The organism is Sandaracinobacter sp. (assembly GCF_041909755.1).
Taxonomy (GTDB): Bacteria; Pseudomonadota; Alphaproteobacteria; order Sphingomonadales; family Sphingomonadaceae; genus Sandaracinobacteroides.
Genome location: NZ_JAYRCW010000048.1, coordinates 1 through 20,214 on the forward strand (window position 1 = coordinate 1; position 20,214 = coordinate 20,214).

22 protein-coding genes are annotated in these 20,214 nt (G+C 68.1%); 6 read left to right on the forward strand and 16 right to left on the reverse strand.

The genetic code is table 11. The annotated features are described in order from the left end of the window. From ACE3O8_RS08010 to flgB, 10 genes are all read right to left on the reverse strand, one after another. On the reverse strand, positions 1 to 1,280 hold a 1,280-nt coding region (locus ACE3O8_RS08010), incomplete at its 3' end, for a flagellar hook-associated protein FlgK (RefSeq protein ID WP_374388562.1). Beyond that, positions 1,277 to 1,492, reverse strand: coding sequence for a hypothetical protein (locus tag ACE3O8_RS08015; RefSeq protein ID WP_374388564.1), 216 nt, complete (start codon positions 1,490 to 1,492; stop codon positions 1,277 to 1,279). The genes ACE3O8_RS08015 and ACE3O8_RS08010, both read right to left, overlap by 4 nt. Continuing rightward, on the reverse strand, positions 1,489 to 2,613 hold the full coding sequence (locus tag ACE3O8_RS08020; protein WP_374388566.1) for a flagellar basal body P-ring protein FlgI: 1,125 nt from the start codon (positions 2,611 to 2,613) through the stop codon (positions 1,489 to 1,491). Before ACE3O8_RS08020 ends, ACE3O8_RS08015 begins: the two co-directional genes overlap by 4 nt. Further along, a complete protein-coding gene (locus ACE3O8_RS08025; RefSeq protein ID WP_374388569.1) occupies positions 2,613 to 3,167 on the reverse strand; it encodes a flagellar basal body L-ring protein FlgH in 555 nt (184 codons plus the stop codon). The genes ACE3O8_RS08020 and ACE3O8_RS08025 overlap by 1 nt, the downstream gene beginning before the upstream one ends. A gap of 94 nt (positions 3,168 to 3,261) precedes the next feature. Continuing rightward, a complete protein-coding gene (gene flgG, locus ACE3O8_RS08030; RefSeq protein ID WP_374388571.1) occupies positions 3,262 to 4,047 on the reverse strand; it encodes a flagellar basal-body rod protein FlgG in 786 nt (261 codons plus the stop codon). Between the two features lie 10 nt (positions 4,048 to 4,057). Then, a complete protein-coding gene (locus tag ACE3O8_RS08035; protein WP_374388573.1) occupies positions 4,058 to 4,792 on the reverse strand; it encodes a flagellar basal body rod protein FlgF in 735 nt (244 codons plus the stop codon). Further along, positions 4,792 to 6,027 (reverse strand): flagellar hook protein FlgE, encoded by a 1,236-nt coding sequence (locus ACE3O8_RS08040; RefSeq protein WP_374388576.1) that lies wholly within the window; start codon positions 6,025 to 6,027, stop codon positions 4,792 to 4,794. The genes ACE3O8_RS08035 and ACE3O8_RS08040 overlap by 1 nt, the downstream gene beginning before the upstream one ends. A gap of 10 nt (positions 6,028 to 6,037) precedes the next feature. Further along, positions 6,038 to 6,451, reverse strand: a complete 414-nt coding sequence (locus tag ACE3O8_RS08045; protein WP_374388578.1) for a flagellar hook assembly protein FlgD — start codon at positions 6,449 to 6,451, stop codon at positions 6,038 to 6,040. Beyond that, positions 6,448 to 6,849, reverse strand: a complete 402-nt coding sequence (gene flgC / locus ACE3O8_RS08050; protein ID WP_374388580.1) for a flagellar basal body rod protein FlgC — start codon at positions 6,847 to 6,849, stop codon at positions 6,448 to 6,450. The genes ACE3O8_RS08045 and flgC overlap by 4 nt, the downstream gene beginning before the upstream one ends. Continuing rightward, positions 6,846 to 7,238 carry a flagellar basal body rod protein FlgB gene (flgB, locus tag ACE3O8_RS08055; RefSeq protein WP_374388582.1) on the reverse strand — a complete coding sequence of 131 codons (393 nt, stop codon included), beginning with the start codon at positions 7,236 to 7,238 and terminating at the stop codon, positions 6,846 to 6,848. Before flgB ends, flgC begins: the two co-directional genes overlap by 4 nt. A 245-nt stretch (positions 7,239 to 7,483) precedes the next feature. On the opposite strand from flgB, the gene ACE3O8_RS08060 reads away from it, so the two are divergent. Both ACE3O8_RS08060 and flgM read left to right on the forward strand, forming a co-directional pair. Further along, the gene (locus ACE3O8_RS08060; RefSeq protein WP_374388584.1) at positions 7,484 to 7,927 is read left to right on the forward strand and encodes a hypothetical protein; all 444 of its coding nucleotides are present in this window, start codon (positions 7,484 to 7,486) and stop codon (positions 7,925 to 7,927) included. A gap of 55 nt (positions 7,928 to 7,982) precedes the next feature. Further along, the gene (flgM, locus tag ACE3O8_RS08065) at positions 7,983 to 8,336 is read left to right on the forward strand and encodes a flagellar biosynthesis anti-sigma factor FlgM (protein ID WP_374388586.1); all 354 of its coding nucleotides are present in this window, start codon (positions 7,983 to 7,985) and stop codon (positions 8,334 to 8,336) included. Between the two features lie 16 nt (positions 8,337 to 8,352). On the opposite strand, the gene ACE3O8_RS08070 is transcribed toward flgM, so the two are convergent. Next, on the reverse strand, positions 8,353 to 9,018 hold the full coding sequence (locus tag ACE3O8_RS08070; protein WP_374388588.1) for an RluA family pseudouridine synthase: 666 nt from the start codon (positions 9,016 to 9,018) through the stop codon (positions 8,353 to 8,355). 143 nt (positions 9,019 to 9,161) lie between these two features. Here ACE3O8_RS08070 and ACE3O8_RS08075 point away from each other — a divergent pair, with 143 nt between their 5' ends. After that, positions 9,162 to 11,354 (forward strand): flagellin, encoded by a 2,193-nt coding sequence (locus ACE3O8_RS08075; protein WP_374388591.1) that lies wholly within the window; start codon positions 9,162 to 9,164, stop codon positions 11,352 to 11,354. A 208-nt stretch (positions 11,355 to 11,562) separates the two neighbouring features. On the opposite strand, the gene chrA is transcribed toward ACE3O8_RS08075, so the two are convergent. The 5 genes from chrA to ACE3O8_RS08100 all read right to left on the reverse strand — a co-directional run bounded on the left by chrA (position 11,563) and on the right by ACE3O8_RS08100 (position 17,410). Further along, positions 11,563 to 12,720 carry a chromate efflux transporter gene (chrA, locus tag ACE3O8_RS08080; protein WP_374388593.1) on the reverse strand — a complete coding sequence of 386 codons (1,158 nt, stop codon included), beginning with the start codon at positions 12,718 to 12,720 and terminating at the stop codon, positions 11,563 to 11,565. Between the two features lie 35 nt (positions 12,721 to 12,755). Then, positions 12,756 to 13,607, reverse strand: a complete 852-nt coding sequence (locus tag ACE3O8_RS08085) for a chromate resistance protein ChrB domain-containing protein (RefSeq protein WP_374388595.1) — start codon at positions 13,605 to 13,607, stop codon at positions 12,756 to 12,758. Between the two features lie 237 nt (positions 13,608 to 13,844). After that, the gene (locus ACE3O8_RS08090) at positions 13,845 to 14,585 is read right to left on the reverse strand and encodes a sigma-70 family RNA polymerase sigma factor (protein WP_374388597.1); all 741 of its coding nucleotides are present in this window, start codon (positions 14,583 to 14,585) and stop codon (positions 13,845 to 13,847) included. Further along, a complete protein-coding gene (locus ACE3O8_RS08095) occupies positions 14,585 to 16,666 on the reverse strand; it encodes a flagellar biosynthesis protein FlhA (RefSeq protein ID WP_374388599.1) in 2,082 nt (693 codons plus the stop codon). The genes ACE3O8_RS08090 and ACE3O8_RS08095 overlap by 1 nt, the downstream gene beginning before the upstream one ends. A gap of 3 nt (positions 16,667 to 16,669) precedes the next feature. Continuing rightward, positions 16,670 to 17,410, reverse strand: coding sequence for a transglycosylase SLT domain-containing protein (locus ACE3O8_RS08100; RefSeq protein ID WP_374388601.1), 741 nt, complete (start codon positions 17,408 to 17,410; stop codon positions 16,670 to 16,672). A 160-nt stretch (positions 17,411 to 17,570) separates the two neighbouring features. On the opposite strand from ACE3O8_RS08100, the gene clpP reads away from it, so the two are divergent. From clpP to clpX, 3 genes are all read left to right on the forward strand, one after another. Continuing rightward, entirely contained in the window at positions 17,571 to 18,239 is a 669-nt protein-coding gene (gene clpP, locus ACE3O8_RS08105; protein ID WP_374388607.1) for an ATP-dependent Clp endopeptidase proteolytic subunit ClpP, read from the forward strand. A gap of 2 nt (positions 18,240 to 18,241) precedes the next feature. After that, positions 18,242 to 18,817, forward strand: a complete 576-nt coding sequence (locus ACE3O8_RS08110; protein ID WP_374388603.1) for a GNAT family N-acetyltransferase — start codon at positions 18,242 to 18,244, stop codon at positions 18,815 to 18,817. A gap of 164 nt (positions 18,818 to 18,981) precedes the next feature. Then, a partial coding sequence (gene clpX, locus ACE3O8_RS08115) for an ATP-dependent Clp protease ATP-binding subunit ClpX (protein WP_374388605.1) occupies positions 18,982 to 20,214 on the forward strand: 1,233 nt, incomplete at its 3' end.

The following is a 20,214-nucleotide window of genomic DNA, read 5'->3' on the forward strand; positions in this document are numbered from 1 at the left end:
GGGGGGGCGCGGCCGCGGGGGCCGGCCGGGGGGGGGGGCGGGGCGCCCCGGCCCCCCCCCCCGGCGTCTTCGATGCGGAACTGGTCCCCCGCGCGCGCGGATCCTGCCCCGCCAACGGAATGTCCGTCCAGCGTCAGGGGCAGGGGCCCGCTGACGCTGTCGCCATTGTCGTCGCGGCTCAATGTCCAGTCGGTGCCGTCGAAGCCCAGCGTCATCGCGGTGACGGCAGCCCCATCGGCAAGGCTGACATCGATGCGCGACGTGCCGCCGTTCGCGCGTGCCGGCGTCGCCAGCGGCAGGGTCGTTTCGAACAGTGCGCCGCCATCGGCGCCGCTGTCGTCCACGCCCTGCATATGGGCGGTGTTGAAGTCTTCCGCGATGCGGGTGGCAAGCGCGTCGATGCGCCCCCGCGCTTCCGTCAGCTGCACGCGCGCATCGGACAGGCCGGCGATGCTGCCCGACAGCAGCGGCGCCGGTTCATCGGTGCCGGTCGGACCCACGCGCAGTTCCAGCCCGGTCGCGGACGGGATGACGCGCACGGACCGGGCATCGCTGCCGGAAACCAGCAGCGGCCCGCCCGCGTCCGGGATGCGCACCTCGGCCTGCCCCAGGGGATCGAGCGTGACATCCAGCGTGCCTAGGGAGCCCAACCGCGCCAGCAGCCGGTCCCGCTCGTCCGCAAGGGCGGCGGATGCGGCCGTTCCGCTGCCGCTGCGGCGCAGACGCCCGTTCACGTCGGCCAGCGCCTGCGAAAGGTCGTTCATGGTGGCGCCTTCGATGGCAGCCTCGGCCAGCAGGTCCTCGTCGAGCCGGGCCAGATCGGCGGCGTTGCGGTTGAACTGGTCCGCAAGCGCGTCGGCGCGGGCAAGCAGGGTTTCCCTGACCGCAAGGTTGGTGGGATCGCCCGCCAGATCGGAAACGGCGCCGAACAGCGCATTCAGCGGCGCATCCAGCGCATTGGGGCCGGTGATCGCCGCTTCGATGGAGGCCAGCCATCGTGCCGAGACATCCAGCGCCGCCACATCGCCTTCCGCGCGCCGCAGCGTATCCATCTGCAGCAGGTCCACGGCCCGGCTCACCGCTGTCATCCGCACGCCGCTTCCGCCGCCGGGGTCAAGCTCCAGCGGCCCCTTGCCGCCGCCCGCGTTCACCGGAGACAGGGTTGCCGTTCGCCGCACATGCCCCGGCGTGGCGGCGTTGGCGACATTGTCCGCCACAAGATCCAGCGCGCGGGCATAGGCCCGCACCCCGCTCTGACCGATGGCGAGCATGTCGCTCATGGCCGCGTGCCGATCAGAGCGGCGAGGCCGAATGGCGAGGCGGTCGCGAGCTGGCCCGCCAGCGCGTCGATGGCGAGAGGGGCTGCCGCCCCGGCCTGCGGCAGCATGGGCTGCAGCAACTGGCGCAGCATCAGCGCCTCGAACGCCTTGGCGGCCTTCGCCATTTCGGCCGGGATGGCGGCCTGCCCCCGGGCTGTAACTCGCTCGATCATATCACCACCAGTTCCGCACGCAGCGCGCCCGCTTCCTTCAGCGCCTCCAGGATCGCCACCAGATCCCCGGGGGCAGCCCCCAGAGCGTTCACGGCATTCACGATGTCGGACAGGCGGGCGCCGGGCGCGAACATCGCCATCCGTGCCGGGGCCTGCCCGGCGCGCACATCGGATTGCGGGGTGATGGCCGTCTCTCCGCCGCGCGCGAAGGGCGCCGGTTGGGAAACCTGCCAGTTTTCCGAAACCGCCAGCGTCAGATTGCCGTGTGCGACGACGGCCGGCCTCACCCGCACATCGCCGCTGATCACCACCGTTCCCGTGCGGGCGTTCACCACCACGCGCGCGGGCGGCGGGGCAGGGGAAAGCGACAGCGCCTCGATCCGCGCGGCCAGCGCCACCCGGTCGGTCGGCGTGCCGGCCGCCTCGATCTCGACCGAGACGGAATCGAGCGCGCGGGCGGCTGAGCGCCCCAGCTCGATATTGATGCGGTTCGCCATCGCCTGCGCCGTCTCGAAGCTGGGGCTCACAAGATCGAGGCGCAGCTGATCGGCGGTTTCAAAGGGGCTGGGAACCCCGCGCTCCACCATGGCGCCCCCCGGAATGCGACCGGAGGTGGGCGTGTTCACGACAATGCGGGAGCCATCCGCCCCTTCCGCGCCGAAGCCGCCGACGCTGAGGTTGCCCTGCGCCAGCGCATAGGTTTCACCGTCGGCACCCTTCAACGGCGCCAGCAGCAGGGTGCCGCCACGCAGCGATTTCGCCTTGCCCAGCGCCGAGATGGTCACGTCCAGCTTCTGCCCCGGCTTGGCAAAGGGCGGCAGTTCCGCCGTGATCATCACGGCCGCAGCATTCTTCAGCGCCGGGTTCACGCCGGGCGGCAGCTGCACGCCCAGCGCGCTCGCAGCGGAGCGCATGGATTGCACGGTGAAGGCGAGATTGTCGTCTCCGCTGCCGGGCAGGCCGACGACAAGGCCATAGCCGACCAGGCTGTTCCCGCGAACGCCCTGAAACCGCGCGAGATCCCGGATCCGTTCGGGTGCGGTCTGGGCATGGGCCGCCATCATCGCCTGCGGCGCGCCGAACCACAGGCCGAGGGCGAGGAGGATCAGGATCAGCCGCATCAGAAGGGCGCGATCGCGCTGAAGAAGCGGCTGAGCCAGCCCTGACGCGCCTGGTTCGCGATTTCCCCCGTGCCGGTGAAGCGCAGGCGGGCGTCCGCGACGCGGGTGGAAGGGATGCGGTTGTCCGGCCCGATATCCTCCGGGCGGATCAGGCCCGTCAGCTGCACCTGCTCCTCGCCGCGAACGAGGCGGATGCGCCGGTCCCCCGCCACCATCAGCACACCGTTGGGCAGCACGCGCAGGACGGTGACGGTGAATTCGCCCGACAGGCTGTTGGCCTGGCTCGCCCCGCCGGACCCGCTGAAGGCGGACTGGGCGCCACCCGAAAACAGGCCTTCATCGACCTTGTTGAACGGGAAGGCGTCAGGCAGGTCCACGGTCCGCCGGCTGTTGCGCTGGCCGTCCTGCTCCATGCTCTTTTCCGCGCGGATGCGCTCGACAAGGCGGACGGTGACGAGATCGCCCACCCGCCGTGCCCGCCTGTCTTCGGCAAGGCTGAACTGGCCGGCAGAGGCCTGCCAGATGCCGCCGGTGGGCGGGGGAGGCGGGGGCACTTCGGCCAACGCGGCGGGCACAGGTGGAACCGCATCCGAAAGGCGCGCGGCGGCGCCACATCCGGAAAGGCAGAACATAGCGGTTAACAAGAGCTTATATCGCCTGGTTGACATAGCGCATCATTTCGTCGGCGGCCGAGATGACCTTGGAGTTGATCTCGTAGGCGCGCTGGGTTTCGATCATGTCCACCAGTTCCTGCACGGTGGAGACGTTGGAGGATTCAAGGCTGCCCTGGCGGATGCGGCCGAAGCCGGATTCGCCTGCGACGCCCTGCTGCGGCGCGCCGGACGCGGCAGATTCCAGGAACAGATTTTCGCCCACAGGTTCCAGCCCGGCCGGGTTGATGAAGCTGGCCAGCGTAATCTGGCCGATGTCCGTCGGGGCGGATTCGCCCGGAAGCTGGGCGGAAACCGTGCCGTCTGACCCGATGGTCACGGCGGTTGCCCCTTCCGGAATCTGGATGCCGGGCGCAACCGGATAGCCCTGTGGCGTGACGATCCGGCCTTCCGCGTCTGACGTGAAGGAGCCCGCGCGGGTATAGCCCGCCCGGCCGTCGGGCAGGGTGACTTCGAACAGCCCCTGACCCTCGATCATCAGGTCCATCGCGTTGCCGGTCACCGTGGCGCCGCCCTGCGTGTGAACGCGCTCCGTCCCGGAAATGCGGACGCCGGCACCGGTGGACAGGCCCATGCCGAAGCGGGCGTCGGCCCCCTGCGGCGCACCGGCTGGCCGGCTGGTCTGGTAGAGCAGGGTTTCGAAGGCGGCGCGGTCCCGCTTGAAGCCGACGGTGTTGGCGTTGGCGAGGTTGTTGGAAATCGTGCGCAGCTTCGCATCCAGCGCGTCGAGCCCGGATCGTGCGATGTGAAGGGCGTTTGCCAAATCGGCTCTCCTACTGGATGCGCATCAGCGATGCGCCCGCTTCGTCCATGTCGCGCGCGGTGGTGATCAGCTTCGTCTGAAGCTCGAACCGCCGGGATTGCTCCACCAGTTCGACCAGCGCGGCGGCGGGCGCGACATTGGATCGTTCCAGCGCGCCGACAGTGACCGTGGCGGCTTCGTCGGCAACTACCGCGTCTGTCCGGAACAGGCCGTCAGGACCGCGCTCCAGCGTGTCAGGGGCAGGCGTCACAAGCTTCAGCCGGGCGACCTCCACATAGGGGGCGTCATCGGCCGCGCGGGTTTCGATGGCGCCATTGCGGGCGATGCGCACGGCCTGAAAGCCGGTGGCGATCCGGATCTGGCCGTCCACCCCCATCACCGGCAGCCCGTCACCGGTGAGCAACGCGCCGTCGGCAGACAGGCGCAGGTCGCCGCGCCTCGTCAGCGCCTCTTCGCCGCCGGCGTCCGCAACCGCCAGCCAGGCGCCGCCATCCATCGCAACGTCCAGCGGGTTGCCGGTCGTTTCCACCCGGCCGGGGTTCAGCAGGTCGTGCGGGGATTCCCCGCCCGATTGCGCGCGCGCCGTCAGCGCCGCCCCCGCCGGAGAGAGGAAGCCGGCCGACAGCGCCGCCATTTCCCGGCGGAATCCGGGGGTGCCGGCGTTTGCGAGGTTCTGCGCGGTAACGCCTTGCGATTCCTGCGATCGCTGCAACCCGGTCAGGGCGGTATAGATCAGCCGGTCCATCAGCTTCTCAGCTGGATGATCGTCTGCAGCAGAGACGACGCGGTATCGATGGCGCGGGCATTGGCCTGGAAGTTGCGCTGCGCCGTGATCAGGCCGACCAGTTCATCGGTGAGATCGACATTGGAGCGTTCGAGGGAGCCGGAAGCGATGCCGCCGAACCCCTCCTGCGCGGGTTCGCCCACGACGAGGTCGCCCGATGTGCCGGAAACCGTCCAGCTGACATTGCCGTTCTGGCGCAACCCCTGCGGGTTCGGCACATTGCCCAGGGCAACCTTGCCCAGCGCCAGCGTTTCCCCGTTGGAAAAGCTCGCGCGAACGACGCCCTCCCGGTCCACGCCCACGCTTTCCAGGCGGCCGGGGGCATAGCCGTCCTGCTCGCTGAACCCCACCGAGAAGGGCTGGCTGGTGGAGGCGCTGTTGGCATGGCTGATGCTGAAGCCGCCGCTGTAATCGACGGGACCGGTCGGGGAGAGGAGGACGCCATCCGGATCGAAGGTCAGCGTCTGCGGGCCGGGGCCGGGCACAGGGTCGATGGCGCTGTCACCCTGGAAAGCATGGACTTCCCACAGCTTGTTCGGCAGCGCGCCGGCATCCTCGATCCGGCGATAATAGAGGGTGACGGTGCTGGCGTTGCCCCCTGCGTCGTAAACGGTTGTCGAGGTGGCGTGGTTGTAGCTTGCAGCGTCATCGCGGGAAAAGCTGGCGGCCGGCGCCGCGGCTGTCGCTGGCAGGTTGGCGACGAAGCGAACCGCCGTGGTCGCCTGCGGCTCGCCGGAGGCCGTCGGCAGGCGCAGGGCCTGCAGGGCGCTGGCGCCCGCGCCCGTCAGCGCCCCGTCGGACGTGGTCGGCAGCACCTGCAGGCGGCGGCCTTCATTGTCCACCACCCAGCGATCGGCATCGACAGAGAAGGACCCGTTGCGGCTGAGCGCCAGCGTATCCGTGCTGGACGCGCCGCTGCGGACCAGGAAGAAGCCCTGGCCTTCCACGGACAGGTCAAGCGCGTTGCTGCTGGTCTGGTAGCCGCCCTGTCCGAACTGTTGCTTCACCCCCATCACCGCGACGCCCGCGCCATTGGCCCTGTTGGCGGCCTGGCTGGGCGAGCGCGAGACGATGTCTCCGAAATCGACGCGGGATTTCTTGAACCCGGACGTCGCGACATTGGCGATGTTGTTGGACAGGACGGACAGCTCCGTCTGGGAGGCGTTGAGGCCGGTGAGGGAGATGAAGAAGGTCATCGGGGGCCTTTCAGGACATGTGCCGGACGTCGGCGGCCGACAGCGTCGCGCCGGTCTCGAGCGTGAGGGAGAGGCTGTTGTCCTCCGCGATGGCGACGGAGGCGACGGTGCCGGATTCGCCGGCCGGGCCGGTGACGCTGCGGCCGATCCACTGCAGCGCGCCGGTGCGCACGTTGGAGGCCGTCAACCGGGACAGGGCATCCAGCTTGTCGTTGGTGCTGGTGATGCCCGAAACGGTGGAGAATTGCGCCAGCTGGGCAACGAAGGTTTCATTGTCGAGCGGGTTCAGCGGATCCTGGTTCTTCAGCTGGGTGACCAGCAGTGTCAGGAAATCATTCTGGGTGAGCGTCTCGCGCGGGGCCGTCGCGCTTGCGGTGGCCGCCGCCCGCAGGCCCAGCGCGGCGGGATCGAACACCGCGCTCACCGGCCCAGCCTCAGCGTTTCCAGCGTAAGCGACTTGGCGGTTTCCAGAACCTCGATCGCGTTCCGATACTGGCGCGCGGTTTCCACCATCTCGACCAGCTCGGCATTGGAATCGACAGCCGAAACATGGACATAGCCCTGTGCATCGGCCAGCGGGTGGCCCGGCTCATGGCGGCGCTGCGGCGCGGCATTCGCCTGCACGACCCCCAGGACAGAGACGGTGGCGCGCCCGGTATTGCCCTCATACTGGGCGGCGAACACGGGCTTCAGCGGCCGATAGGCCCCCTCTGCCGTGGCGGAGACCGCACCCGCGTTCGCAAGATTCGAGGCGCTGCTGTTCAGCCGCACGAGCTGCGCAGACATGGCGCGGCCCGCGATATCGAAGATGCCGAGCGTCATGCCTGGTCGCCCTTCAGCGCCGCGGTCAGCGATTGGATGCGCCCGCCCAGAAGGCCCAGCGTGCTGCGGTAGCGCAGCGCGGTTTCCGCAAACTGCACCTGTTCGGTTGCAAGCTCGACCGTGTTGCCGTCCAGCGAAGGTTGCACCGGCTGCCGCCAGGCGAGCATGGGCGCCTCTTCGGCGGTGGGCGACAGGTGTGCAGCCGACGTTCGGGACAGGCGGACGTCGGGCGCGGCATCCCGCAGCGCAGCGCCGAAATCCAGGTCGCGCGCCTTGTAGCCGGGGGTGGCGGCATTGGCGATGTTGGAGGCGATCACCCCCATCCGTTCGCTGCGAAGCCGCAGCGCGGTTGCATGAACGCCAAAGAACTGATCGAGCCTGTCTGCCATTGCACTTCGATCCCGTCGCGGCGGAGCGCCGCATCAACCGGGTGAAGCAAGGCGCGTGCCAATCCGCAGCAAAGGGGCGCGCCGCCTTTGGGGGATGCAGCAACGGCAGGAATGTGCCGCCCGGACCCGCCCGAACCGGCACAGATGTGCCGCTTATGGGGCCGGGCCGCAGGCTGCCGGGCTGGCATGGCGGTTGCACCTTCTGGTCCACGGCGGCCATCGCCTGAACTTTAAGGAGCAACCACATGCGTCTGATATCGGGGCTGTTCGCCATCCTGTTTGCGCCGCCTGCCGGTGCGCAGGGCTTGCAGCAGGCGGCAGAGGAGTTCGCCGCCGCGCCCGTCGCCGTGGACGCCCGGCTTGGGGCCCGCATGTGCCCTCAGGGATACCGGCTGGCGTGGGCGGGCGCGGCGCGCGACGCGGTTGCGGCCGATTGCGGCGGAATCCGCTGGACTCTGCCACTGGCGCAGCATCGGTCCGCCGCGCCTGATCAGGGCCTGAAGCGCGGCGACAGGGTCTCTGCCGCGATCGAGGGCGACGGCTTCCGCATCCAGCTGGACGCCGTTGCCGACAGGGTGGGGCAGGGCGGCCGCCTGATGCTGCGCAACAGCCGCAGCGGGCGGGCGATCGCAGCCAGTCTGGACGCAAATGGCCGGGTCCGTCTGGGGTCGGCCGGCGAAAGCCGCTAAACGATTCCGGTCAGCAGCCGTCATGGGCGATGCGGGATTGCCCCGCGCCCCGGCAATGGATGGATTTGGAACGGCAATGGTGGATCAGGTTTCAGGCGGCGGGCTGCCGCAACGGGCAGCGGCGCTGCTTGCCGGAAGCGGTCAGGCGTCCAACGGCAAGGTTCGCGCGGATGCGGGCGCAGCGCCGGAAGCCGGCGCCAGTCGTCGCGCCGCCCCAATCACCGCCCCAATCACGGTCCCTGCCGCGCAGCTGTCACCCGCAGCCAGGGAACTGGCGGCAGCACCTCCCGTCGATTCCAGCCGCGTCGAAGCGCTGCGTGCCCGGATTTCCGAAGGCCGCTATCCCATCGATGCAGATGCCATCGCTTCCGCGATGATCCGATCGGAACTGTCCACCTCGCAGCGCTGAGCGGGCGCCCAGCGGCTCAGCCAAACCCCCGCTGGCGAAAGCGCAGCGGCATTGGCGCAACCACCTCGATGCGTTCGCCGCTCTGCGGTTCGGGAAAGGCAAGCGCTGCGGCGTGCAGCATCAGCCCGTCCGCCGCCGCCGTGCCATAGACGGGATCCCCCACGATCGACACATCCGGGCCGATCAACGTCGCATGCACGCGGATTTGGTGGGTGCGGCCGGTGTGCGGCCGGAACTCCACCAGGCACAGGCCGTCCCGCCGGTCGATCACGCGCCAGTCCGTCGTGGCGGACAGCCCCGCATCATCCGGCACCATCCGCCACCCGGCATCCTTGTTGCTGCGCTTTGCCAGCGCCTGCGCCACCTGCCCGCTGCGCCCCGCAGGTTCCCCCGTCACGATGGCCAGATAGCGCTTGCTCACCCGCCCTTCGCTGAACGCACGCGAAAGGCTGCGGATGGCGCTGCCCCGGCGGCCCAGCAGCAGGCAGCCCGACGTATCCCGGTCCAGCCGATGCACCGGCTGCGGCGTCACGCCATGTTCGGCCAGCCCCGGCAGCAGATCCTCCAGGCTGTCGGGCGTGCGGGGGCCCGGATGCACGGCCAGCCCGGCGGGCTTGTCGATCACCAGCCAGGTCTTTCCGCTGGCGAGCGTGGAGGGAAGGGGGGAGCTGTCTGTGGTCATGAATGGCCCCTGTTTAACCCGACACGCCCGCTGCCGTGAAGGCGGCCTGAGGCTTCCTGGCAGAGGCTTCTCCACAGCGGCTCCCGACCAGCGGCTTCCCCGCCTGGGCCAAAGCCCCGGAGCTTGAACGAGGAACAGGCACGATGACGATCATCAACAGCAATCTCGCGGCCCTGAAGGCGCAGAACGGCAACCGGGTCGCGCAGGCGGGGCTCGACACCGCGATGGAGCGGCTGTCCACCGGCCTCCGCATCAACAGCGCGAAGGACGACGCCGCCGGTCTCGCCATTTCCCAGCGGATGACGGCGGATGTGCGCGGCCTTGCCGTCGCGATCCGCAACGCCGGCGATGGCATTTCGCTGGCGCAGACGGCCGAAACCGCCATGGGCGAAGTGACGAACATGCTGCAACGCATGCGCGAACTGGCCGTTCAGGCCGCCAACGGGACCATTTCCGGCGAGGACCGGCAGGCGCTTCAGGCCGAAGTCACCCAGCTTGTCGGCGAAATCGACAATGTCGCGAACCGCACCAGCTTCAACGGCATCAGCCTGCTCGACGGCTCGTCGAAGAACCTCGCGCTGCAAACCGGCTCCCGCGCGGGGCAGACGGTTTCGATGTCGATCGGCTCCGCCCGCGCCGGCGATCTGGGCACCGGCAGCGTTCCGGGCCTGACGGCGACGGGCGCCTTCGAAACCTCCGCCGCGAACCTTGCTGCCAATCAGGCGCTGCAGGGCAATGACCTGCGCATCAACGGCGTCGTCATCGGCAGCTCGCGCGGCACCGATGATGCGCTGTCCAGCACGGGCAAAGAGGCGAGCGCGATCGCCAAGGCCGCCGCGATCAACCGGGCCAGCGCGCAGACGGGCGTTCGCGCCGTGGTGGGCGCCACCACGATGACGGGCACCTCGATGACGGCCGCCGCACTCACCGGCACCGTCACCATCAACGGCGTCACCACCGGCTCCATCACCACCACAACCAATGCGGCGGCGTCGCGCACGGCCGTGGTGGACGCCATCAACCTGATGACCGGGCAGACAGGCGTTCGCGCCATCGACACCGGAGACAACAACCTCGGCATCCGGCTGGAAGCGGCGGATGGCCGCAACATCGAAGTCGCGTTCGACACGCTGACGGCTGCGGCCACCGGCCTGAAGGCGGGCGCGCAATCGGGCACCTATTCGCTGGTGTCGGATCAGGGCGGGCCGATCGTGGTGGATTCGGTCGGCACGGGCCGGCTCTCCCGTTCGGGCCTGGCGGCGGGCAGCTATGAACGCGGCGTGTCCGCGCTCTCCAGCGATGCCCGCGCCATCGCCACTTCGGCGACAGGGGCGGATGTGCGCACGCTGAACACCGGCGATCTGGTGATCAACGGGGTCTCCGTCCGCGCATCGAAGGCCGCCGACGATACCTTCTCCGACACGACGGCCGGTTCCAGCACCAAGGCGGCCAGCGCCATCGCCATCGCGGCGGCCATCAACGAAAGCACGGCGCAGACGGGCGTCAGCGCAAAGGCCGCCTCGCTCACCCTGAACGGCAGCACTACCACCGTGATCGGCGCAGACGCGACCGCCACGCTGGTGATCAACGGCGTCTCGATGGATATCGCCCTGTCCGCCAGCGATACGGCGCAGGAAACGCGGGAAAATGTCGCCACCATCATCAACAACAACAGCGGCGCAACCGGCGTGACGGCGGTGGACAACGGGCAGGGCGGGCTCAGCCTGACGGCGGCAGACGGCCGCAACGTCTCCGTCTGGTTCGACAGCGACGAGGCGAGCGCCGCCAACTTCGGCCTGGGCGGCGTGACCGTGGCGGGCACCGGCACCAGCTACACGGTGACGGGCGTGACGGACCCGGCCGATGTGTCGGCCGCCACGGTGAACACCGCCTATGCGCAGGTGGTTCTGGAAAGCGCGTCGGCCATCGATCTGCGCGCGGGCAGCCAGGGCTTCGCCGCCGGCTCCAACTTCACGGCGCTGGGTTTCGAGGAGAACCGCTACGGCGCGGATCTGGGCGGGCTGAAGATCAAGGACGTGGACATCTCCACGCAGGAAGGCGCGAACGCCGCGCTCAGCTCCATCGATGAAGCGCTGAAGTCCATCTCCATCAACCGGGCAGAGCTGGGCGCGGTGCAGAACCGGCTGGAAGCGACGATCAACAACCTCACCAGCACCAGCGCGAACACGGTCGCCTCCCGCTCCCGCATCCAGGATGCGGATTTCGCGGCGGAAACCACGTCGCTCGCGCGGGGCCAGATCCTCACTCAGGCCGCGCAGGCGATGCTGGCGCAGGCCAACCAGTCCAAGCAGGGCGTGCTGCAACTGCTGCGCTGATCAAGCGAACCGACAGTCAGTCGGAACCTGAAGGGGCGGAGGGCAACCTCCGCCCCCTTTTTTCATGTCGGCGCGCCTGGCACTGCAATTTTGATAAAGCACCCTCGTCAGCGTTGGAAATCTCCAACAAATCCAACAGCCTGTGCAGGCAAGTCCTTGATTTCAAAGTGTAGGAAAATGTTCCACGCGGAACAACCAATATGGTTATTCAGCGCAAAAACAGCATCCCGGCGGCCGCCGCGCCGCAGATCACCGCCAGCGTGTTCAGCCTGTTTTGCCAGCGATAGAGCAGCAGCAGCGACAGAAGGATGATCGCGGCGCTGGCCGCCACATTCGGGGTTTCCGCCTGTGCGCTGCGGGCAAGGCCGATCAGGGTCACGGCGATCAGGCCCACCACGGCCGCCGCCACGCCCTGCAGGAAATGGTGCAGCCGGGCATCCTCCACCGCGGCTTCCAGCCGTTCATAGAACAGCAGGGAAAAGGCAAATGCGGGCAGGAACATGCCCGCCGTGATCGCCAGCGCCCCGGCCGGCCCGCCGCTCACCCAGCCTACGAAGGTCGCGAAGATCACCAGCGGCGCGGGCAGGATGCCGGAAAGGCCCAGGCCGTCCAGGAATTGCGCATCCGTCATCCAGCCGCGCCCCACGGTGTCGGCCCGGATGAAGGGGATCGCGGTATAGGCCCCGCCAAAGGTGAGGAGCCCGCCCTTCAGCCCTGACCAGAACAGGGCGGCCACCGTCGGCTGGGCAAATGCGGCAGGCGGCGCGGGCGGGGCAGGCAGAGACAGCACCCAGGCCGAAAGGGCGCCAGCCGCCGCGATCACCGCCGCCGCCAGCCAATTGCGGCCTGACGACAGCAGCGCATGGGCAAGCCCCGCCGCCGGCAGCACGATCCAGAAACTGGCGCCGAACAGAGAGGCGATCAGCGCCCCCGCCGCGATCAGCCACAGCCAGTGATTCTCCAGGATATGCGCGCCGATGCGATGCACCGCCCGGATGATCAGGGCGATCACCCCGGCCTGAACCCCCAGGAACAGGGCGGCAAGCAGCGTGCCCTCGATCCGCAGCCTAGTGTAGGCATAGGCAAGCGCCATCATCAGCAGGAACCCCGGCAGCATGAAGCCCAGCCCGGCCAGAATGCCGCCAATCCGCCCCTTCGCCCGGATGCCCAGGTGAACGCACAGCTCATGCGCCTCCGGCCCCGGCAGGGCCTGCATCACCGCCATCAGCCGGTTGAAGCGGTCGCCGGAAATCCAGCCCTCTTCCTCCACCAGTTCGCGCCGGATCATCGCGATCTGCGCCACCGGCCCTCCGAAGGCCAACAGCCCGAAGCGCAGGAACCGCAGGAACAGTTGCAAATGGGTCATCGGAGGAGGGCCGGGTTCGGCCTGGGATGGAAGCGTCAACGACCCTCTCCCGGCAGGCGCTTGGCGGGTGAACGGTGCGATTCCCAGCCGTGGGTTTCCGCCGTGGCATCCCGGCACCAGCGATAGAATGCGTCGTACAGGGCCATCCCGGCCTCCAGTTGCGCATTGTCGTCGGCATACATGCGAGACAGCCCGAGAGAGGCGGCGAGGAGTCCGGCGGCCTCCGGGGCGATTTCGAGCCTTCCGGTATCGGCGCCGCGAACGATCAGTGACAGCCGGCGAAGGCCTTCGAAGGCAGCGAGGCCAAAGCCCGCCAGCATGGAATCGAAGCTGCATTCCGCCCCGCTGTGGCTGTAGGAGGCGTCGTCGTCGTCGATATCGAATGGGACGGCATGGAAAGCCCCGGCAACCGCGATGACGTCGGCCGGTGCGACAAACAGGAACCGGGCGGAGGGGTCGACAAAGCGCCTGATTAGCCAGGGGCAGGCAATTCTGTCGACCTTGGGACGGTGCCGTGTGACCCAGCGCGTGCGTCCTTCGGAATCCCGCGGCGGAAGGCGGGATTCGGGAATCAGCGGAAGGCCGGCATCCTCCCAGCCGGTTACGCCACCTTCCAGGATCTCGGCATCGAAGCCACTGGTTCGCAACAACGCCGCGACGCCTTGGCTGGCGGCATGCCCGTCCGCGCAGGCGATGACGATGGAACGCCCGTGTTGGTGCCTGGCCAATCCGTCCACCCCGGCAGTGCATTGGCGGACGGAGCCGGGAATAAGTCCGGGCCGCTCGGAAATCTGATCCGCCGTTCGGATATCGATGATCGAGGGGCCGCCCGGCAACCCGATCAGCCGGAACAGCTTTTCAACGGAGATTGACTGGAATGCAGGCATACGCGTCCTCGTTTGCGATGGCGGACGCGATTCTTCGGCAGCTCGCCTCTTGGGGGGATCGCAGCCCCCATGTGCGAATTACACGTATCGGGCATGGGCCTGTCAAGCGGGTCAGGCTGCATTTCAGGCACAGTCCGCAGGCTTGGGAAAACGGGACTTCGCGGCTCCGGAAAAAGCCCCCGGGACGTCCTCCAACATCCCGGGGCCAGTGGGTCGCTTCAGCTTCCTACGCCCAAATCAGTCCAATTCCCATCCCCCAAGGCGGGCGCGCACCCGTTCCAGCGCCACTTTCTTGATCTGGCAGATCCGCGCCGCGCCCACGCCCAGCACCTGCCCGATCTCCTCCAGGTTCAGCTCTTCCACGAAGTAGAGCTGCAACACCTGCGCCTCCCGCTCGGGCAGGTCCCCGATGGCGGAAACGACGGCCTCGTGCAGGCGGCGGGAGTGCAGCTGGTCCAGCGCATCCGGCTCCTCGCTGGCGAACCAGATGCTGTGATCGGAATAGACTTCGTCCATGGATTCATGGCGGGCGGCTTGCGTGGTCGCGCGCAGATCCTGCAGGGCGGGCAGGTCCAGCCCCAGGTCCGCCGCCAGTTCCGTTTCCGTCGGCGCCCGGCCCAGTTGCCCTTCCAGCCGCGCCTGCGCCGCCCCCAGTTCCCGCCGCTTGCGAAGCGCAGAGCGGCACAGTGTTGCCTGCTTGCGCAGCAGATCGATCATCGCCCCGCGCACCCGGACGCTGGCATAGGTGGTGAAGGCGGCCTGTCCCCGATCCTCGAACGTCCGCGCCGCTTCGATCAGGGCGACCATACCCGTCTGGACCAGTTCCTCGATATCCAGCGCCGAGGACACGCGGGCATGGGTGTGCCAGGCGATCTTGCGCACCAGGCCCATGTTCAGCCGCACCAGCCGGTCAGGATCTGGCCGCGCGGCGGCCCCCGGTGAATAGAGGCCGAGCATTGCGGCTCCTCGTGCGTCCATCAGGCGCGCTCCATGGCTTGGGGGGCTGGATCAGCAGCGGCATCCGCGCCGATCACGGCGATCACGTCGATCTCGCGCTGGTCCTGAAGTTCCGGGAAGCCCAGAACGGGCAGGGCGGCATGCGGGCGCAACAGCCGCCACAAGGCCCGGCGCGGCCCCGGCTGCGTGACGAGAACCACGGGCAGGCCGGCAGCGATCAGCGGGCGCGCCGCATCGAGCACGGAACTGGTCAGCCGGTTGCCCAGCCCCGGTTCGAAGGGAAATTCGCTGTGCGGCGCAGCGCGCTGGGCCGAAACCAGAAGCGATTCCAGGTCAGGTGCGAGCGCAATGACGCTGAGCGTCCCGCCGGATGGAACAAGGCCGGAGAGCGTGAGGCCGCCGATGCGCGCGCGCACGGCCTCCACCAGTAGGGCCGGATCCTGAATGGTGGCGGCATGTTGCGAAAGGGCCGCCGCGATGCGCGGAAAGCCGCGCAGCGAGACGCCTTCCTCCAGCAGCGACTGCGCGACCTGCGTGGTCAGCGCCAGCGGTACCGTTCGCGGCGCAAGGCTGGCCGCCAGCTGTGGCTGCCGCCCCGCCAGCGCATCCAGCAGGCCCTGCATATCGTCCTGACCAAACAGGATATGAGCATGTTCTTTCAATAGCTTGTAGATGTGTGTTCCGATGACGGTTGCGCTGTCCACCACGGTGTATCCGGCGTCCAGCGCCTCCGCCTCCCGCGCGGGATCGATCCAGCGGGCGATCATTCCGAAGGCGGGATCCCTGACCGGCCGGCCGGGAATGTCGGCGGAAACGGCCTCCGCCTCCAGCGCGAGCAGGTCAGAAGGCCAGGCCTCGCCTTCGCCCGCCAGTTCCTCGGCAATGCTGATGCGATAGCTGTGGGGGGCAAGGCCCAGATTGTCCCGCACGCGGGCCATGGGCAGCACGAATCCCAGTTCCTGCGAAAGCTGGCGGCGGATGCCGGTGATCCGCGTCATCAAGGGGCCGTCCGCATCGACGAGCGGGATCAGCCCATAGCCGATTTCGATCAGGATCGGGGCGCTGTCCGTCACTTCGGCCCAATCGAGCTGCGCCGGCGGGGCTGCGTTATTGAGCGGAATGGCCGCGGGTTCCGGGCGCTTGCGCAGCCGCCAGGCGACCGTTCCGGCCAGCGCCGCGGCCGGTGCCAGCAGCAGGATCGGCAGGCCGGGGATCAGCGCCATGGCGCCCAGCACCCCCGCCGTCGGCCACCAGGCACCGGCGGAGGCGATCTGCCGGCCCAGCTGGCTGGAGAGGCCGCGATCATCCGCGCTGCGGGTGACAAGGATGGCGGCCCCGATGGAGAGCAGCAGCGCGGGCACCTGCGCGACCAGCGCATCGCCGATCGACAGGATGATGTAGCTGTCTGCCGCGTCGGACAGGGACAGATCGTGGCTGAGCATGCCGATGGCGAGGCCGCCGAAGATGTTCACCAGCAGGATCAGGATACCGGCGACGGCATCGCCCTTCACGAACTTTGAGGCACCGTCCATCGAGCCGTAGAAATCCGCCTCTGCCGCGACGTCCATGCGCCGCCCCCGCGCCTCTTCCGGCGTCAGCATGCCCGCGCCAAGGTCCGCATCGATCGCCATCTGCTTGCCGGGCAGGGCATCCAGCGTGAAACGGGCCGACACTTCGGAAACGCGGCCCGCGCCCTTGGCGATCACCGACAGGTTCACGATCATCAGGATGATGAACACCATCATCCCCACCACGAAATTGCCGCCGATCAGCGCATGGCCGAACGCTTCGATCACCTGTCCCGCTGCCGCCGGGCCTTCATGCCCATGCACCAGCACGACGCGGGTAGAGGCGACATTGAGCGCGAGGCGGAACAGCGTGGCGACCAGCAACAGCGTGGGGAAGGTGGAGAAATCCAGCGGCCGCTTCGCTTCCAGCACCAGCATTAGCATCAGCAGCGACAGCAGGATGTTGCCGATGAAGAAGACGTCCAGCAGCAGCGCCGGGATCGGCACCACCATCAGCAGCACGATGGCCAGCATGGCGACCGGCAGCAGCGCACGGCCGGGCGGGAAGGGAAGGCGGCGGAGGGCGGCAGCCATGCCCTAGGCCCCCATGTCCGCCAGAAGAAGATAGGCGAGCCGGGCTGCATCCGCCGCGCGCAGGCCGGCATCTGCCGTGTGCAAGGGGGTGCCCGCCGCCCCGGGCAGGGCAGGTTGGCGCATGGGATTCGGGCTGCCGATCGCCCCGGTTTCGACCGGAGCCGTGCCGGCGCAGAGCCTTGCGCTGAACAGGGCGTGCACATCGGCAAGTGAGCGCGCCCGTCCGCCATCGAAGAAGATGGCCCGGTTGGCCCTGGCCGCAGCAGGCATCAGGCTTGCGGCGGATTGGTCGGGCGCAGCCTGCATCGCCTGCAGGAAGCGCGTGGCGCCGCCCGCGCCCAGGAAATGGGCGAGATAGAGATCGACCGGCCCGGCTTCCCGGCCCAGGCGGCTTTCCATCAGGGCGGCATTGTCCGCCATATGCTCCGCCGCCATCAGGCTGGCGACGGCTGGATCCGTCCGCAGGGCCAGCGCCTCTGCCCTGGAGGACGGGGCAAGGCCGTGGCGCGCGCCATGTTTGGCAAGCACGTTCATCCAGTTGCTGTCGATGAACTGGAAGAGACCCGTTGCGGAAGACGTTCGCGCCCTGGCCGTGGGATCGAAGCCGGATTCGAGGCGGGCCGTGTGATAGAGCGCCGCGAAATCCACCCCGGTGCGCGCTGCTGCGGCGGAAATGGCCGGAATCACGCCTGCGGCAGAGGCAGGCCCTGCGGCTTCCGGGCCGGTGGAGAGGCGGGCGGACATGCTTGCCCAATAGCAAGCAAACCGGCCTGCCAGCGGAGAGTTGCCACCAAAGCGGACCCATTCGGGCAGGGGACACAAGCCGGAAAAGGCGTGGGGGAGGGGCTTGACGGGTGCGGGGCAACGCCCGACTTATACCGCCATGGACCGCGACCAGTTCCTGATGGACCCCACCGCCGCGCTTCGCGCGAATCTCATCCCCAGCCAAGGCCCGCAGGCTGGCCTCGTTCCCATCGTGATCGAGCAATCGAGCCGGGGCGAGCGCAGCTTCGACATCTTCTCGCGCCTGCTGCGCGAGCGGATCGTGTTCGTGAACGGCCCGATCGAGGACAACATGGCCTCGCTGATCGTGGCGCAGCTTCTGTTTCTTGAGGCGGAAAACCCCAAGAAAGACATCTACATGTACATCAACTCGCCCGGCGGCGTGATCACCAGCGGCATGGCGATCTATGACACCATGCAATATATCCGGCCGAAGGTGGGCACCGTGTGCATCGGGCAGGCGGCTTCCATGGGCAGCTTCCTGCTGGCGGCCGGGGAACCGGGCATGCGCGTCAGCCTCGCCAACGCCCGGATCATGGTGCACCAGCCTTCGGGCGGGGCGCAGGGCCAGGCCACCGACATCGAGATCCAGGCCCGCGAGATCATCCGCATTCGCGCGCACATGAACAGCCTCTATGCGAAGTTCACCGGCAAGCCGCTGGACGAAATCGAGAATGCGATGGAGCGCGACAAGTTCATGTCCGCCGAGGAAGCCAAGGCCTTCGGCCTGGTGGACGAGGTGATGGAAAAGCGCCCGACGCCGGCCGAGGGTGACCTGAAGGCGGCCTGAGCATGCCGCCCGCCGTGCTGCGGATCGAAACGGCGGCGCAGGTCGATCTGGCGAAGGCCTGTCTGACGACGGCCTTCGCATCCGACCCGTTCACGCGGTGGGTGTTCGCGGATCCCGGCCAGTTCCTGGGCCTGTTCGGCCATGCGCTCAGGCACATGGGCGGGCTTGGCGGCGCGCAGGGAACGGGCTTCGTGGCGGAGGGCGGCAAGGGTGCTGCGATGTGGCTGAAACCCGGAACCGGGCCTGACATGGAGGCGTTGGGCGCAGCGCTGGCGGAGCTGGCCATGCCCGGGGATGCGCCGGAAGTGTTCGGGCAGATGGCGGCGCACCATCCGCAGGAGCCACACTGGTATCTGCCATTCGTCGGCGTGGACCCGGCGGCGCAGGGAAGCGGCGTCGGCTCCGCGCTGCTGGCGGCCTCTCTGGCGTTGGTCGATGCGGACGGGATGCCCGCCTATCTGGAGAGCACCAATCCGCGCAACGTGCCGCTGTACGAGCGGTTCGGCTTTCGCGTGACGGCGGAAATTCAGGCCGGCAGCAGCCCGCCGATGCATGCCATGTGGCGGCCCGCCCGGTAATTCCGCGCCTTGCCAGAGCTTTGGCTGGCACAGCAGCCCGAAAGGCCCGCTTCCGCCATCACAGACTGTTGCAGACTGGCGGCATTCGCACTTGCGGGAGAGGGAATCTGCGCTAACTTAGTGCGATGCCCATGTCCTTTCGGCGTGCGGCTGAAAGAGAGATTATGACCAAGGTATCCAACGGCGACGGGAAAAATATCCTCTATTGCTCCTTCTGCGGAAAGAGCCAGCATGAGGTGAAGAAGCTGATCGCCGGGCCGACCGTCTTCATCTGCGACGAATGCGTTGAGCTGTGCAACGACATCATCCGCGAGGAGACGAAGAACGCGCTGGTGAAGACGCGGGACGGGGTGCCCACCCCGCGCGAGATCATGAAGGTGCTGGACGATTATGTGATCGGCCAGTCCTATGCGAAGCGGGTTCTCTCGGTCGCGGTGCACAACCATTACAAGCGTCTCGCCCATGGCGGGAAGGGCGCCGAGGTGGAGTTGGCGAAATCGAACATCCTGCTGGTCGGCCCCACGGGCTGCGGCAAGACGCTGCTGGCGCAGACGCTGGCGCGCATCCTGGACGTGCCGTTCACGATGGCCGATGCGACGACGCTGACGGAAGCCGGCTATGTCGGTGAGGATGTCGAGAACATCATCCTGAAGCTGCTGCAGGCGAGCGATTACAATGTCGAACGCGCGCAGCGCGGCATCGTCTATATCGACGAAATCGACAAGATCTCGCGCAAGGCCGACAATCCCTCCATCACCCGCGATGTGTCGGGCGAAGGGGTGCAGCAGGCCCTGCTGAAGATCATGGAAGGCACCACCGCAAGCGTGCCGCCGCAGGGCGGGCGCAAGCATCCGCAGCAGGAATTCCTGCAGGTGGATACCACGAACATCCTGTTCATCTGCGGCGGCGCCTTCGCCGGGCTTGACCGGATCATTTCAGACAGATTGCAAGGCAAATCCATTGGCTTCGGCGCACATGTTGCGGCGCCGGATGAACGACGGACCGGTGAGGTCCTGCGCCAGTGCGAGCCGGAGGACCTGCTGAAGTTCGGCCTGATTCCGGAATTCGTGGGCCGCCTGCCCGTGATCGCCACGCTGGAGGATCTGGACGAGCCCGCGCTGATCAAGATCCTGACCGAGCCGAAGAACGCGCTTTCGAAGCAATATGCCCGCCTGTTCGAAATGGAAGGCGTGAAGCTGTCGTTCACGGACGACGCGCTGTCCGAGATTGCGAAGCGGGCGATCGAGCGGCGCACCGGCGCGCGGGGCCTGCGCTCCATCCTGGAAGGCATCCTGCTGGACACCATGTTCGAACTGCCCGGCATGGACACGGTGGAGGACGTCTCCATCGACGGCGAAGTGGTGAAGGGGCTGAAGCCGCCCGTTCAACTGCTGCGG